Genomic DNA, 16,162 nt, shown 5'->3' with positions numbered 1-16,162 from the left:
TTACAGCATGGCCATCGGTGTCAGCATCTCTTCGGCCATGAAACCCAAGGCACTCAGCGCACCGATGGCCCCGACAACGCCGGAGGAAACCAGCGAGTGCTTGCCTTGCCTGGAAGGAACGGTTTGCTCGCTGTGCTGGTGGATCTTCTGCACCACTGCCATGGCACTGATATCCAGATGGCGATAGAAGCTGGCATTGAGCTGGGTCAGATGGAGCAGGGATTGACGCATCCGCTCGAAGGCTTTACGACAGACCGGGTTCTGCTTGTGCCAGAACTGCTCCAGGGTGCCACGGGTGGTGAGACCCTGCAGATCGTACAGGGCGCGCCCCATGCAGTAAGTCGGCACATCGTGCAGCAGGGCGGAGAGACCAACCGTGCTGTTGATGGTGATGACTCCCTTGAGTAGCGGATAGAGGGTGGGCAGGGGCAACTCGTAGCCATAAAACACCCGTCCCTCCAAGCCGAGCAGTGTCATCAGCCGGTTTATCTGGGACTGATAGCTGACATAACCCCGATCCATGGGGTGGTGTTTGAACAGCAAGACGTCCTCGCTGCTGGCATGCTGGGCAAAGGAGTTCATCACCTGGGCGACCATCTCTTCCACCCCGCCCAAGTCGGAGTGCTCCCGGATCTGGAAGTCTTCGGTGACCTGCAGCGGGACGAAGAAGATTTTCCCCTTGTACCGGGGTAGCGCCTTGAGCAGGCTGCGATCGGCCCACTTGTGCCACCACTTCACCACGCCGCCCGCTACCCAGCCCCTGGCCTCCTGATAGAGGTTCCAGGGCCTGTGATTGACAAAATACGGGTAGCGCCAGTGCAGCAGGCTCTTGCTGATGTGGTAGCGGCTGGCATACCAGGCGCGGCGGGCGAAAGTCTTGCCCACCTGTAATGGTGCTTTATACGGTGTTGGCCAGCGTATCCCGGTCAGCTTATCGCGTTTTGCATAGAGCGGGCTGAAGGCATTGACGCCCCCCGGTTCCAGGGTCACATAGTCGGGACGTAGATAGCCCTCTTCCATGGCCCAGACGGCGATCTTCTTCAACTTGCAGATGCGAATAGCCTGCTGATGGTAATAGCGGCAATCGCCGTAGCAGATCAGACTGTCGATGCGATGGCGCTTGATAAAACGGCGGAAAAAGGTATTCCACGCTTCTGGCTTGCCGGTGAAGCGTTCGTTATGGCCCACGCAGGGCCAGCATTCGTCCCCACCATTGAAATGGATCTTGTAAACCTCGTGGCCAGCCTCGCTCAGGGTCTGACTCAGGGTCTTAAAGAAGGGGCCGAGCGGTCCTTGCAACAACAAAATCTTCATGTACGGCTCATCTCATGAACTGGGGGAGGGAGGGACGTTGCAATAGGGTCTGTGTCAGATAACCAAGCTTGATCTGCCAGCGTTGCCAGCGACTCGATTTCCGGGGTGCGGATTGCCCCTGCGTTGCCAGTTGGCGGATCAACTGCTCCGGACTAATCCAGAGGCCGGTCTGCCAATCGATATAGAGCGGATAGGCGACCAGCGTCAGGTAGACCAGCGCCGCCAGAGGCAGGCTGCGCTGACGCCGCAGAGGGGGATGCGCATCGGTCGTCAGCCCCCAACCACTGTAGAAAGGCTGGCCCCAGGTAGTGACCTTGACCCCCTGCACCAGCGCCTCAAACCCGCTCAGGGAGGTCATGGTATGCAGCTCATCCACATGGGGATAGAGGCTGGTGAGGCCGATATCCAGCACCTGGCTGTCGACACACTCCGCCAGACACTCAGCCGAAATGGCGCCTGCTCTATTGCCCGCCACCACATCCGGGTGGGGTTTGTAAAGAATATGGGCCTCGGGTTTGGCGGCGCGCACGGCCCACAGCAGTTGCTCATTGCTGCGAATGGACGGGCTGCCGGTCAGGATGGAAGCATCGCCATCTACCTGGCCCACCACCAGCACCAGCGGGCGACCATCGGCAGGAGGCTGGTAGTGTTGCGGCTCGCCGACATTGTATTTGCTGACTCTGTGTTGACGGAGCAGCTCGATCAGCGCCGCGCCCCGGTTAACGTCCTGCTCGGTCAGCTGCTGATAGTTGAGCAACTGCTCGAGCCCGCTTGGTGTGCGGCTGTCGAAATAGATCCCGACCGGATCGAGGGAGAGGGAAGAGGGGCGGCACAGATTGGAGCCAAGCCCCTTGGAGCGGATAAAGCCATCTTCCACCCGGATGGCCGAGGTGAGATCGGGGTGGCGACTGCCCCACACCAACACCTGCTCATCGCCGGTCAGGCGTTTGGGCGGTTTGCGCACGAAATGCAGCTCGTCGGCCAGGTGATGGCAAAACGCCTGCATAAAGGCGCGTTTCCACAGGGAGAAGCCCACCAGATAGAGCCGGCTCCAGCGAGGGGCGGCCTTCTGCTGGCGGGATATGATGGCCAGTACCTCCTCCACCTCACAGCGTTGACCCAGCACGGGATCCAGATAACGTGGGTAGCGGATAAGCGCCGCCGCGACCAGCTGAGCCAGCGAGATGTGGATGCCACGTCGCTCGCACTGCTTGCTGTCATGGGTCAGGCCCCAGCCAGCGTAAAACGGCATGCCGAAGCAATAGACCGGCTTGCCGAGCAGCAGGGCTTCAAACCCGAGCTGGGAAGAGACGGTGTAGACTGCCTCCACCATCTTGAGCAGGGCATGGGGATGACAGTGATCGGCAACGACCTCCACATCATCCAGTTGCAGTCGGGCCAGCACGCCACTCTTCTTGCCAAAGCGGGTGTCCGGGTGGGTGCGCAGCAGCAGGCGGGCATTGGGGTGATTGCGGCGCGCCGCTTCCACCATGGCCACAAAGTCCGCCTCACTGGCGAGCGCCCCCGGAATGGAGAGATCCCCCGCCACCTGATCCACCAGCAGCACCCTGGGTCTGGCGTCTTGCAGCAGACGCTGGGCCAGCGCCGCTGGCAATCCGCCAGCATCCTTGTTACTGGTAGATAGTCTGGCCGACGGATGGGAAGAGAGAGGGGCAGGGGGCGTGGCATAGCAGTTGTACTTGGTCACCCCGAGGCGCACCAGTTCACTTATCAGTCGCTGTGCCCGCTCAAGCAGGGCGCCATCTACTGGAGTAGCAATCAACTGCTCAAGCTGACTGGGCTGGCGCGCATCGTAATAAATACCGACGGGGTCGGCGATAAGCGACACCGCCTTTCCCCCCTTGGCGGGATGGCCGATATAACCGATAAAGCCATCTTCCAACTGCCAATAGGGCAAGCCCAACTCTTGCGCCTGCTGCTTGATCTGACGGGTGTTGGCCTTTTGGCCCCAGCCCGCAAACAGATCACCAGACATCAGTCGTGATTGTGACGTATAACGTGCAACCACCTGACCAAGCAAAGGTGCAATCTGATGGTTGCGGGCATATATCCCCTTGCTGCCGACCCAAATCGTCATTCTGCCGTTACAACCTCAGATTCGAAATGGCGTTGGATACGGGCCAGATCAGCTGGGGTATCTACTCCGTGTGGAGGTGCTTGTTCAACACGGGCAACGGCGATCTTGATGCCATGCCAGAGCGCTCGCAACTGTTCTAGTGATTCCAGCTGTTCCAGAGGAGAGGAAGCCAGATGGCTAAGCGCCATTAGCGTATTGACGCGGTAGGCGTATAGACCGATATGGCGCAGCCAATGTGGAGCAATAATGCCGTCTTGAACAGCGTGGATTTCGGTAGACTGCAACTGTGTGAATTTATCTCGATCCCACGGGATCGGCGCTCGGGAAAAATAGAGTGCCTGGCCTGCCATATTTGTCACTACTTTGACACATTGAGGGGCCATGACTTGCTCAAAATCCACGATAGGACAACCCAGTGTGGCAATGCCGCTTTCACAATCCGCAGCGAGTGTATCTGCTGCCAGTTGGATAAGATGAGCGGGCAATAAAGGTTCATCACCCTGAACATTGACCACAATGTCGCTTTGATCCCATCCCCGTAGCGCAACCACTTCAGCCAGCCTGTCGGTGCCACAGCAGTGGTCAACACTGGTCATGAGTACATTTGCCCCAAATGCTGCAACGGCGTCATAAATGCGCTGATCATCGGTTGCAACCCAGATATCGGTAGCGGGAATACCAGTCTCCAATGCTCGTTGCCAAACATGCCACACCATGGGGCGTCCACGGATCAGTGCAAGTGGTTTTCCTGGTAGACGGCTTGAGCCATATCGGGCCGGAATTACAATCTTGTACGACATATGAGATCCAGAAATTCAGTTCGATCAAAAACGAAAAAGGAGCACCCGCAGGTACCCCCTCTTTTTATATAAGATGGAAATAATGTCTGAGTCTAAGCACTTAGACCAGCGCATCTTCCAGAAAACGGTGGGCACGGGTGACCTGATCGAGCTCAGCCAATACGGTCAGCATCTCTTCCATGACAGAGAGAGGCAACATATTGGGGCCATCACTCAGTGCCTTGGCTGGTTCTGGGTGGGTTTCCATAAAAAGACCATCCACACCGACGGCGATGGCAGCACGAGCCAAGACGGGCACGAATTCACGTTGGCCCCCACTGGTGGCACCTTGGCCACCCGGTTGCTGTACTGAGTGAGTTGCATCAAACACGACTTTGCAACCGGTGCGGCGCATGATCGGCAAGCCCCGCATATCCGAGATCAGGGTGTTATAGCCAAACGAAGTGCCACGGTCGCACAACCAGATATTCTGGTTACCTACTTCATGGCACTTTTTGACGACCTGTTCCATATCCCAAGGGGCCTGGAACTGGCCCTTTTTGATATTGACCGGCTTGCCGCAGCGAGCCACCCGCTGGATAAAGTTGGTCTGGCGAACCAGGAAGGCTGGTGTTTGCAAGACATCGACGACGCTGGCAACTTCTTCTACCGGAGTATCTTCATGGACGTCGGTGAGTACCCGCAAGCCATAGGTCTCTTTAACTTTCTGCAGTATTTGCAGACCACGCTCCATACCCGGGCCACGGAAACTGCCGGTAGAGCTGCGATTGGCTTTGTCAAAGCTGGATTTGAAAATATATTCCATACCCAGTTTATCGGTGATTTCTTTAATTCGACCTGCAACATCCATAACCAGTTGCTCGGATTCAATAACACAGGGGCCCGCGATTAAAAACATAATATAGCCTTATAGTTCTTGTTTAAAAGAGATTAATTGTTCTTGAATATAAAATAAATTATTAAGATCTTTAATAAAGAAACCATGTTCTAGACTTTTTACTTTCTTCATCATTACTAGTCTTTCACTTAGGTCGATAGACTTGAATATTTCAGCGTTAGCAAGGTCCAATCTATGCTCGCCATAGATGAAAAAAATATTTCCGCCATTATATTCATTTCTTATTGCATCTTTAATGTTTATTTTATTCGTAATCTTATCTAAAGATTCCCTGAGGTTCTCCCAAGACAATTTATATGTAATGTCAAAGTCAAGTTGTGGGTTTGATGCAATAATGTGAAAGCCAAGTTTTGAGCCAAAAAGCAGTGCTGCATACCCAGCCATTGATGTACCAAAAATACAAACATTATTTATATTGTACGAACTGGAGATATTGGCCAACAATTCAGCATAAGTATGCCCTTGATCATCATCTAAATAATAGCCATTATTAGGATCAGTTATAAAAAGAAGATCACTTTTAGGTGCGCTTGTTAGAGAAGTATAACCAAAGTATCTATCCCCTTGGTTGTGAGTATTCAATATGATAAGCAGTCGATCGTGACCATACTTCTCATACACGTATTTTTTATTTTTGTGGATTAGTTCATTCATTATTTAAATGCGATCTTTCCAATGAAATTAAATATTCGATAGCGGGAATCGATAAAGAATTTTTTAGGATTTCTCTTCAATTTATCTATCTTTTTTTTCGTCACACTAGAATGCGGTACAGATATTACAATTCTGTTATTGCTTTTTGGTGGTAATGGTGCTGCTTTAACCAAGGAGATATGAGGGATTTTTTTCAGCTTTTTTTCTAGAGACAGAATTCCAGATTTATGTACAGATACTAAGCTTTTTTCTAGGAATTTAATCAAAAATAATTCTAGTGATTTATATTCGTCCAATGAAAGTGTTTTGCTTAAATTTTGGCTATTAAGTTCAGATATGAACTCATCAATAGTATCAAAATCATAGGTGAAGCCTTTCTTGCCATAAAAAGCTTGGCCGAGTTGTATTGGCTTGACACCTAAAAATGCGGCCTCAATTGCCGACTGAGAGCAAAGAGTAACTATATGATCAGACTGTTTTATAAGGTCTGATAAGTTGAAGTCTTCAGTTAAAAACACCCTTGCTGATTTATCACCATCCAACTTAGATACATAATCTGCAATGCAGTCCAAAGTCATGGCAGATTTTACATTATTTTTTTGTCTCTCCCATGGGTGAGCCTTAAATACAACAAAGTTATTTTCATCAGTTAATAACTGTTCAATCAGTTCTATATAAAAATCTATAGATGATAGATATTTTTTAGCTGTACATATTATGGAGAAATCATTAACTACCTGACCTATTATTGAAATTACTTTCTTCCCATTGTTCTCAATAATAAAGTCACCGGTTGGTTGAGTAACATTTTTATTTTTTGATAAAATAACTTTATTTATGGATTTTATCTTTGTTCTATTTAATTCAAAGTCAAGCTCTTCGACATCAACTGTTTTATAAACATTCGCATGCTTTAAATTTGTATTATTGGGTATGGCTTCATATTTTTCTTCGATGTAATACTCATTGCCTGTGAAAAAGTGCTCCATGACTAGAGGTGTCGTTGGATGCGTTTTTAATATCTCCAGTAATGCAGCATTGTATATCTGAGCTCCTGAAAAAATGCATGCATATGTATGATTTTTAAATTGAGATAATTTTTCACCCCAGTAATCTAGCCAAGACCATGCTGCACTTAAGTTTAACAGTAGTACTTCTTTATTTACCAAGTACATTGTACTTATTAGGTCTTTATTATTGGGAACACCACTGATTTTTTCTCTGAATGACTGCTTTGGAAGAAAGAAAGTCAAAGCCTCATTTCGGCAAACATCAAATAAGTTAATTCCTTTGACCGTGAACTCACTTAATTCATTGGTGTCCAGCACTTTTAATTTATTGTAATAAACGATCAAATCATCTTTGAGATTTTTATAATCACCGTATGCAGCTACCCAAGAGTTTCTATCTTTTATAAAAGTATGCGGTATTGCATGACGGGCGATTAAATCAAACAAGCTTTTAAAATTACGTTCATGAAAATGTACGCTGTCAGGGAACAAAATGCTTATGTCTTTCATTTAGACAGATCCTTTTGAGATTTTTTTGTACTCGGTCGAAGTCATCTTCATTACTTCTTCCCAAGTTTTTGCCGTCTTTTGTTGCTTAATTGCGCCTAATGAAAGTCGTTTATAAAAGTTCTCTTCAGCATATGAAGAAATAACATCTGCGTCATGGTCTACATTTCCAGTTAAAAATAAGCCATTTACACCATGTTGAATGTAATCATTAGACATGCCAATGGGATTTGATATGATCGGCGTACCGGACACAATTGCTTCTGGTATATTGGCAGGGCCACCTTCATATAAACTGGTTACCAACAAAAAATTCAAATGCTTATATAAATCACCAAAGCAGAGATATGGAAGGCGTTCAAAGCATTCTGTTTCAAATCCATATTCTCTGGCTTTCCATGAAGAGATACCTCTATCAGCACCAACAAATATGAATTTGAACTTTTCCGAATCTAGTCTCTTATATAATTCTAGGAGATATGCTTCCCCTTTCACTTTCCTACCATACCGTTTAGAAACTATCCCAATGGTAACTTTACCATTAATGATTTTTGGTACCGAAATGTTACTAAATATTTTCTTATTATATCCATGTGGAATAACTTTTGTGTGTGTCAATCCTTTTTTGTGAAGATGTTTTTCTTGGGTTTTATTTAAACAAAAAATGGTAGAGGCCTCTGCATAACGATCATGGAATTTGTCATAACTTAGCCACTTATCAGTATCATTTAAATCATGATGAACTGTTACTACTGAGTCTTTCCTTAGCTTATCTTCTAAGTGAGGGCGATGATAATGATAGATATCCGCTCGCTCAATAGGTTTTACAGTTTCAATTATCTTAATATCTCTATCACAAAATGATTTGTAGTAAGACAGAAGATCAGAGAATATTCCGCTAGAGATCTCTGCTGACATCACATGATTAATGACCAAAGTCATCTCTTTTCCTTTTTATAGTAGAACTAATGCCCGTGCCGAAATGGCAATTTGATAAAGCACCTCGGTAATATCCTTGGTGATCTGCAGTGACTTGGTATCGACCTGTGGCAGGGCGAAGATCTCATCACCTGGTTTTATTATTATTTCTTTGTTCTCAAGATCGCTCTTCTCGATCTGGCTGAAGGTGCCATCACGATGCAGCAACAGAATACGGGAGTTGCTGGCTTTCTGGGTAAAGCCGCCGGCCAGATTGATGTAATCGGCCACGGTACGTTTGTTGTCCATCAGGATGGCATTCGGGAACATGACATCGCCGTGTACCATGATGAGGTTGGTCTGGCGCGGAATACGTATGATATCGCCCGGTTCGAGTCGCACATCTTCCATATTGGTGCGATTGGCCAGCACCACCTGCCCGTTGGGTTGAATATCCTTGGCGCGCTCAACCCACTGCATCAGCAGTTGGGCTTCGCTGTTGCGCAGCTTGGCTTCCCCCTCGGAAGAGGAGCGGGCAGTCAGAATACTGGCTTCCAGCGCCTTGAGTGAGGAATTCAACATCTCCTTCTGGCGTACCTTGACCGACTCCCGATAGAGCTGGATGGCGCTAGGTATGTATTCAGGTCAGTTTCAGGCTATCAATCTTTTGGAGCGTGTAGGGGAAGCCATCCATGTTGATATCCCCCCCTCGGATATAAGACGTATCGTCGTTAGCTATGTATCACCCAAGGTCTTAACTTAGTTGAAAAAATCTATAACCCCTACCGGCAGATTGGCATCATCCACCACCAGTAGTTGCTTGATTTGATGGTTGCGCATCAATTCCTCTGCATCACTAAGCATGGAGTTCAGGGAGGCAGTGATCGGGCTTTGTGTCATGATGTCTTTTGCTTTAAATGTGTCCAAATCGAAATCTTGACGTGTCATAGCTCTTCGTAAATCACCATCAGTAATTACCCCAAGCAGGTTATGCTCTTCCATAACCAGTGCAATACCGTGTTGATCTTGTGTCATGCCGACGATGACTTCTTTAAGCGGTGCTATCGGTGTTACCTTGGTTAGGCGCTGACTCATCACATCTTTTAGCCGAGTCAATAAACGTCGGCCCAGACTGCCACCAGGATGAAATTTGGCAAAATCGTTGGGCATAAAGTGGCGCTTGTTCATTAAGGCTGATGCCAGTGCATCACCGATTGCCATGGTCAAAGTAGTGGATGTGGTTGGAGCAAGATTATTGGGGCAGGATTCACTTTGCATCCTGATTTCCAGCACTGCATCTGCGTTTTTGGCCAAGGTTGATTGCAACCCACCTGTGATAGCAATCACGCGATTGCCAAAATTCTTAAGAGAGGGAATGAGTTTTAAAATCTCATCAGTTTCACCACTGTTAGAGATCAATATCACGACATCATCACGGGTGATCATGCCCAAGTCGCCATGAAATGCCTCTGCCGGGTGAACAAAAAAGCTTGGGGTCCCGGTGGATGCTAATGTGGCAGATATTTTTCGCCCCACATGACCTGATTTACCCATACCACAAATAATGACATGGCCTTTACACTGGATCATCAATGAGAGAGCCAATTTGTATTGGGCCCTGTTAAATTCGGCAGCCAGACTCAGTAACGTATCGCCCTGTTGTTGAAATGTCTGCTTGATGCTATCTATTATATCCCCATCAAAAGGAACATCATCATAAAAATTACGGATATCAACCGTTTGTTGGTTTTTAATCATTTTAAATTATCCCTATGCGCATATTATTTTAAATTAATCACGTATTGAATAATATCATGCAGACTTACACCACAGCCAGTCTCCTTGCTGGCACAGTCACTTCTTATGGTAGAGTTATAACGTTTAAAATAAATACAATGATTCGGTGTCGACTGAGGTGAATATGAAAGTCTCACTACTTGGCTTGATGATGATTTCATTGTTTTTTGAGTATCTGATTTCTGGATAAAACCACCGACAGGTTTATGTAATTTGGCGCACGATGCACTTACTGCCCATTAAGATGGTATTCGGGCAGATGAGGTCCCCATCTACCGAGCCAATCGATTTGACATTAGTTTTCCGTCAGTCTTGGTGTTCACGCAGGGTAGCGAGACCCATTACAACCAGTCCATAGAAGAGGAGAAGCAGTACGCCTACGGTGGCCAGATTGTAGAGACGGCGAGGGTATTCGGCATCTTCGGCCCGGGTCGGCTGACTGATGACCAGCAGGTGTTTCAGTTTACGGTAAGCCTCGACCCTGGCCTGTTCCAGGCTGATAAGACCGGTTTTATAGAGATCCGCAGCCAAGGTGGCCTGGGTTTGCACATCCAGGTACCCTGAGGTGATTTCGTTCATCGCATCTTTATCAAGACCGGTGAGCTTGGCTCGCTCCTGTTCCAGCTGCCTGGTCAAGGCATTGACTCTGCTCTGCACCGAGATGACGCCGGGGGCGTTCTCTCTCATATAGCTGCGCAGTTGTTTGAGCTGAGCCTGCTGGTTCACCAGTTCGGCCTCGATCTGACTGACCACCCCAAGACGGGCACTGCTGGTGGATTCCGGGCTGATCAGTTGATGGCTGTTTTGAAAGGCCAGCACCTTGGTTTTTTCATCCTGCACGCGTTGATAGGCCCGATCGACCTCTTTCTCGACAAACGCCAGCTGATCCAGCGCGACCTGATGCCCCAGTTTGTTGATAAAACGCTCAGACTCTTTGAGCATCAGACCGACAACACGTTGACCATATTCGGGATCAAATGCCTGCAATTCGATGGTAAGCACACCCGACAGTTCATCCAGGCGCAGCGTCAGATGATTGCGATAATACTCGATAAAGTCTTCCCGACTGACATTCTCTGGCAGGCGAGAGAAATAGTCTGCCTTATCGCTCTGGTAATGAGATTTTAGGTCAAGCTCTTCATCCAGCTTGGCTAACAGATCCCAAGATTTTAGATAATCCTGAGTCAACAATACATCCTGATGATTACTGCCACCAATACCCAGCATCGACAGGGCATCGGGTAACATCTTGATTTGATCAGCTTGCTTGATAATTATATCTGCCCGGCTCACGTAACGGTCAGAGGCGATGAACCCCAAATAGAGTACGGCGATGGAAAAGCAGGCTAGCACCCAAAGAAAACTGCCGAGCTTGAGGCTCTGCTGCCAGGAGCGATGAGCAATCTGAAAACCGCTGGAGTCGATAAAGAAACGCTTTGGCTCATTACTGAGCTTGCGCAGTTTACGCGCGAGGCGTGATGGTCTGGCGGGTCTGATAGGTTGAGTCATGTTTGATGTTGCTTTTATAGATTTTGATAGATGCGGATGGCGTCATCGATATTGTCGAATACTTCCAATGTGCTATTGCGCAGCAAAATACCCATGTCACATTGTTGGCGCAGGTTTTTCATGTCATGCGATACCATGATCAGGCTGGCGGTTTGGCGTTTTTGATTGAAGACGTCGATACATTTCTGTTTGAAGCGGGCATCCCCCACCGAGGTGATCTCATCGGTCAGATAGATATCAAAGTCGAAGGCCATGCTGACGGCAAAGGAGAATTTGGACTTCATGCCACTGGAGTAGGTCTTGATGGGCAGTTCGAAATGTTGACCTATTTCGGAGAATTCCTTGACCCACTCCTCTATTGACAGGGTATCGCGCACCCCGTGAATGCGGCAGACGAAGCGGGTATTTTCCCGTCCGGTCATACTGCCTTGAAAGCCGCCACCTAGAGCGAGGGGCCAAGAGACGCGACATTGGCGAGTGACTTTCCCCTGGTTAGGCATATCCATACCCCCCAGCAGGCGTAGCAGAGTAGATTTACCCGCGCCGTTGATGCCCAAAATACCGATATTGCGATCCCGTGGTAGCTCGATACTTACATCACGCAGCACATAGTTGCGGCCAAACTTGGTCGGATAATACTTGGTTACATTGTCGAGAATGATCATCTTATTCCGCACTCATTGGCGATCAACTGGCAATTAGCCGGCGATGGCTCAGGCGATAGCTGCTCATGGCAAAGGTCAGTAGCAGCAAGGTGACGCCAGATAGATAAGCTCCGCTGACATTGGGGCTGCTGTAACCCGCGATCCAGCCACTTCTGATCAGCTCAAGGGCATGCACCAGCGGGTTCCACAAGAACCAGTGTTGATACTGAGCAGGTATGCTTATCAGTGGATACATCACGCAAGAGATAAACATCAGCGGCATCATCAGCAGACCGAGGAACTTGTCTGCCTCCTGAAATAGCGTGCAGATAACGCAGAAGACGATGCCGAGGGAAAACGAGAACACCATTAACAATAAATAGACAAGGATGACTTGCAAGGGATCGGCCGGGATGGCATCAAAGCCAAACCAGATTAGCCCCAGCACCAGAATAATGCCCACCATCATTCCAATCATGGTTTCGAGCATAAAACGGGCAACAAAGGTGGAGAAAGGGGTCACCTGCCGATAGCAGAATAGCCCCATATTGGCACTGACCGCGGATTGCAGTTTGCCTACAACATTTTTAAAAAAGATAAAAGGCAAATAGCCGGCGGTAATAAACAGCGGCGCCGGCGCCCCCCCGAAACCACTATGGCCGCGCATGCCAAAAATGAGACTGAACGCACCAATGATCAGCAAGGGATCGAGCAGGGCCCAGGCATAGCCAAGCCGGTAACTGCCAAAGCGGGTTTTCAGTTCACGGATCAGCAGGCCAAAGGTCACATCGCGCAGCACCTGCAAGGGCGTTCGAGGTGTTTGATTGAGAATGGGTTTATGCATTGAGTCGTTTTACCCTATGACAGACTCGCCACCGGGCGAGTCTGTCTTTGGAGGAGGGTTAGTTAAGAACTACGTCCGCCGCCACGGCGATCTGATAGATGATTTGGGTGATGTCTTTGACTGACTGCATGGTCTTGCTATCAACCTTCGGCAAGACCAGGATCTGATCTCCTGCCTGGACACTACCCTGACCTTTAAACTCCACCAGCCCGTTGGCATGTACCACCGCGATGCGCTTGTCATTCGCACGTTCGGTAAATCCACCCGCCCAGGCGACATAATCGTCGAGGTCGGCATTGGCGTTGTAGACCACGGCTTGTGGCATCAGTACTTCGCCACCCACCTGGATCAGGTCGGTCTTGTTCGGGATAACGATTTGATCGCCCTGTTCCAGCTGAATGTTGGCAATGATGCCTTTATCTGCCACCACGACTTTGCCAAGGGGCTGGATCTTGCGAGCCTTGTCTACGAACTGCATGACCAATTCTGCCTCTTTGGCGCGGATGGCGGCCTCCCCATCCGAACTTGCTGGCGCGGTGAATACGCTACGTTCCAGCCGGTTGAGTGATTCATCCAGCATCTCTTTTTGCCTGGCCGCGACGCTCTTTCGCATCAGGTAGATGGATTGGTAATCGGCCAGTTGGGGATCGATAGGAATGTGATTGAGCAGATCGTGCAGCTTGGTCTCTTTACGAACGGTGAAATAAGAGGGACCCATATAGCTGCCGGTGACCTGCACATCGTAGACCTGGGCATGCATATCATCGTTAAACAGGACCTTGTCCCCATCCTTGAGTTGGACTCGGGCAAAATCTTTGTACGGAAGATAGATAGAGAAGGGGCCGTTGGGACGATCACCTATGACCCCGACGTGGCTCACCTTGGCAAGGGGAAGAGCATAGTCGATGAGCTCAGAGCCTTGTGTATTGCGCTTCTTCAATTCAAAGCGGAAGGGATTTCGCACCTTGCCCGCCACATTGATCATCGGTCCCTGCGGCTCCACCAGGATCACATCCTGATCTTTCAACGACAGCTTGGGCATCCGGCCTTGCTGCATGAACTCGTACAGATCGATCTGCTGGATAGTTTTGTTTTGGCGCAAAATCTTTATCTGACGGTAGCTACCACGCTCCGAGTCGATGCCACCCGCCCGTTTGAGAAAATAGAGCACACTATCGGAAGATTGGCCTGCGTATTGGCCTGGGCGGATCACAGGACCAGTAACAAACACGCTGACTGGGGTAGTCGTAAGTAGATTGACGTAAATATTGACGTTGTTGGTAAACACGTCGCCAATCTTGCTGGTTACCAGGTTGTTGATTTGGCTGGCGGGCACATTTTTGACATTGATCGGCCCGACATCAGGAATGAAAATATTGCCCTGATTATCGACGGTCACGACATTGGAGAAGTTGACAGCTCCCCAGATCCAGATATTCAGCTTATCCCCTGGTGCGATCAGGTAATTGTCGTTCAAGCCATCGCTGCGTTCGGTTTCATATCCCCCAGCAAACAGGTTGGCGCCATAGGGCGGCGGTAGCCCCGCCTCCGATTGCGGCAGTAACTTCCGTACATCTGACTCACCCGGCAGCAGCATTCCCTGCCGATTCTGTTGAGTAAAGCTGCCGGTCGTGGAATTCGTGTTGGCTTGAGCGTTCAAGGCTGACTGACCGCCAAGCTGAGGTCTGCTGCTGTCACCTGCATTACCCGAAAGGCTATAGCCAAATGACTGTCCGTTTGATTGTGCCAGGTCTGATGCGACGGCAGCCATGGATGTACAGGAGGCACTGACGAGAAACAGGAGGGTACCCAGCTGACGAATGTTCATTTTCTTCAAAACACATACCTTCACGTTTATTGCTCAGCAAGCAGGTTGCCGATAGATGCTTGTTCCAATTGGGGTATCAGATACCACTGTTCTTCGATCTTGCATGCTGCGCTTCTTTGTGAATGGCCTTGGATGTTGTTGAACAACAGTTCAACACATTCACGCCCCAGGGCTGATACATAGCGTTGGCCCAATGTGAAGGTGACGCTGTTGGTACTGAGCGCGGCCCCTTGGGGCAGGGTATCGAGAGACTGTTGCAGGTTTGCGGGCATGACCTGTAGTTCGGAAGAGGCTATCGGATTGACGAGGGGCCGAGATGCTTCGACCTGTTTTGGCTCATATGCGCAGCCACCAATCTGTAGAGCTAGCGAGATCGCCAGGAATCGGCTTGCGTAGTTCATGTGTCAATATTTCCCATGGAGTCGAAACTCAATATGTAAAATTTATGTTGCTATTATTGCTGGAAGCTTTTCTGCCTGGAGGTTCAGTGATAATCATATCGAGGCAGGTGGCTGCACGAAAATGTCGCGGCCATGAAGAGAGCCATGATCATCCAAGCAAATCTGATGCGATAGCTGCTGAAGTTTGCCTTTAATACTCCCCTAGCCTGCATAGAGGTTGCATCCGTGAATACCATTAGAGAAACGCGATGTTGAGCAGACAGAATAAAGATGTGCGATTTTTAATCATAAAATGCGTAGGCGGAAACTAGCCTGACTCTATCACGAGTGGCAGGCCTGTGCTCACCCTATGGATGAATAGGAGAGGCTGCTTAGGATAAAGCGTGGTGGTTGCAACGACATAGAACACCAATTGCTGCCAATATGTTTAAATTTAATTTTGCGAAGGACATAGCTACCGCACGGAAATTACATTGCTCCGGACGAGAAACGTAGAAAAATGTAGGAACTTCATAAATCAGAGGCTGAAGAAAATGATGACCCGGAGAATTGGCTTACCAAGGTAAGTTATTATCCGCGCTTCACGTACGCCAACTTGTGACGTATATCACGGCTGATTAATTGGATGCGAATAGTACCCATGAGGCGCGATTGAGTCAACAGGCCATATTGAGTCACAAAACATTGGTATAACATCATAATGCATTGTTAAAGAAGGTTTTTTAGTGGTTTTGTTCAGATCTTGTTCAGTTTTGAACTACATTTAATTCTACTCGTATAGGTACCAGAAAATTCTCTTCTAAATATGCAACCGGTATCACCATATTCAAATTAAGCTCCACACTCACCTTGCATTAATATCAATTTTATGATTTATAAAAAATTCGTCATATGTATAAATAACGACCAATCATGATGAGTTAATCTGATTCTCTGACCT

Annotated in this window: 14 protein-coding genes; all 14 read right to left on the bottom strand. The window is 48.5% G+C overall.

Features of this window, described 5'->3' with window-relative positions; genetic code table 11:
* On the bottom strand, positions 1-1,314 hold the full coding sequence (locus tag KW825_RS02135) for a capsule biosynthesis protein (protein ID WP_218328053.1): 1,314 nt from the start codon (positions 1,312-1,314) through the stop codon (positions 1-3).
* Between the two features lie 7 nt (positions 1,315-1,321).
* A complete protein-coding gene (locus tag KW825_RS02130; RefSeq protein WP_371315764.1) occupies positions 1,322-3,310 on the bottom strand; it encodes a capsular polysaccharide biosynthesis protein in 1,989 nt (662 codons plus the stop codon).
* A gap of 98 nt (positions 3,311-3,408) precedes the next feature.
* The gene (gene kdsB / locus KW825_RS02125; protein ID WP_218328051.1) at positions 3,409-4,212 is read right to left on the bottom strand and encodes a 3-deoxy-manno-octulosonate cytidylyltransferase; all 804 of its coding nucleotides are present in this window, start codon (positions 4,210-4,212) and stop codon (positions 3,409-3,411) included.
* Between the two features lie 100 nt (positions 4,213-4,312).
* Positions 4,313-5,110 (bottom strand): 3-deoxy-8-phosphooctulonate synthase, encoded by a 798-nt coding sequence (kdsA, locus tag KW825_RS02120; protein WP_218328050.1) that lies wholly within the window; start codon positions 5,108-5,110, stop codon positions 4,313-4,315.
* A 9-nt stretch (positions 5,111-5,119) separates the two neighbouring features.
* Positions 5,120-5,764 (bottom strand): hypothetical protein, encoded by a 645-nt coding sequence (locus KW825_RS02115; protein ID WP_218328049.1) that lies wholly within the window; start codon positions 5,762-5,764, stop codon positions 5,120-5,122.
* Complete coding sequence (locus KW825_RS02110; protein WP_218328048.1) at positions 5,764-7,284, bottom strand: hypothetical protein; 1,521 nt, start codon at positions 7,282-7,284, stop codon at positions 5,764-5,766. Before KW825_RS02110 ends, KW825_RS02115 begins: the two co-directional genes overlap by 1 nt.
* Positions 7,285-8,223: a glycosyltransferase gene (locus KW825_RS02105; RefSeq protein WP_218328047.1), complete on the bottom strand. Its 939-nt coding sequence runs from the start codon at positions 8,221-8,223 to the stop codon at positions 7,285-7,287.
* A 12-nt stretch (positions 8,224-8,235) separates the two neighbouring features.
* Positions 8,236-8,781, bottom strand: coding sequence for a hypothetical protein (locus tag KW825_RS02100; protein WP_256353728.1), 546 nt, complete (start codon positions 8,779-8,781; stop codon positions 8,236-8,238).
* 177 nt (positions 8,782-8,958) lie between these two features.
* A complete protein-coding gene (locus KW825_RS02095) occupies positions 8,959-9,957 on the bottom strand; it encodes an SIS domain-containing protein (RefSeq protein ID WP_218328046.1) in 999 nt (332 codons plus the stop codon).
* Between the two features lie 345 nt (positions 9,958-10,302).
* Positions 10,303-11,505 carry a sugar transporter gene (locus tag KW825_RS02090; protein ID WP_218328045.1) on the bottom strand — a complete coding sequence of 401 codons (1,203 nt, stop codon included), beginning with the start codon at positions 11,503-11,505 and terminating at the stop codon, positions 10,303-10,305.
* Between the two features lie 14 nt (positions 11,506-11,519).
* Positions 11,520-12,170 carry an ABC transporter ATP-binding protein gene (locus tag KW825_RS02085; protein ID WP_218328044.1) on the bottom strand — a complete coding sequence of 217 codons (651 nt, stop codon included), beginning with the start codon at positions 12,168-12,170 and terminating at the stop codon, positions 11,520-11,522.
* 22 nt (positions 12,171-12,192) lie between these two features.
* Positions 12,193-12,993 carry an ABC transporter permease gene (locus KW825_RS02080; protein ID WP_218328043.1) on the bottom strand — a complete coding sequence of 267 codons (801 nt, stop codon included), beginning with the start codon at positions 12,991-12,993 and terminating at the stop codon, positions 12,193-12,195.
* 58 nt (positions 12,994-13,051) lie between these two features.
* Positions 13,052-14,821 (bottom strand): polysaccharide biosynthesis/export family protein, encoded by a 1,770-nt coding sequence (locus KW825_RS02075; RefSeq protein ID WP_218328163.1) that lies wholly within the window; start codon positions 14,819-14,821, stop codon positions 13,052-13,054.
* Between the two features lie 26 nt (positions 14,822-14,847).
* Entirely contained in the window at positions 14,848-15,222 is a 375-nt protein-coding gene (locus KW825_RS02070; RefSeq protein ID WP_218328042.1) for a hypothetical protein, read from the bottom strand.
* Positions 15,223-16,162: the final 940 nt, after the last annotated feature.

Source organism: Aeromonas sp. sif2433 (genome assembly GCF_019218705.1).
Lineage (GTDB): Bacteria > Pseudomonadota > Gammaproteobacteria > Enterobacterales > Aeromonadaceae > Aeromonas > Aeromonas encheleia.
The sequence above is the reverse complement of the archived record's forward strand: the minus strand, read 5'-3'. Positions and strand labels throughout refer to the sequence as shown.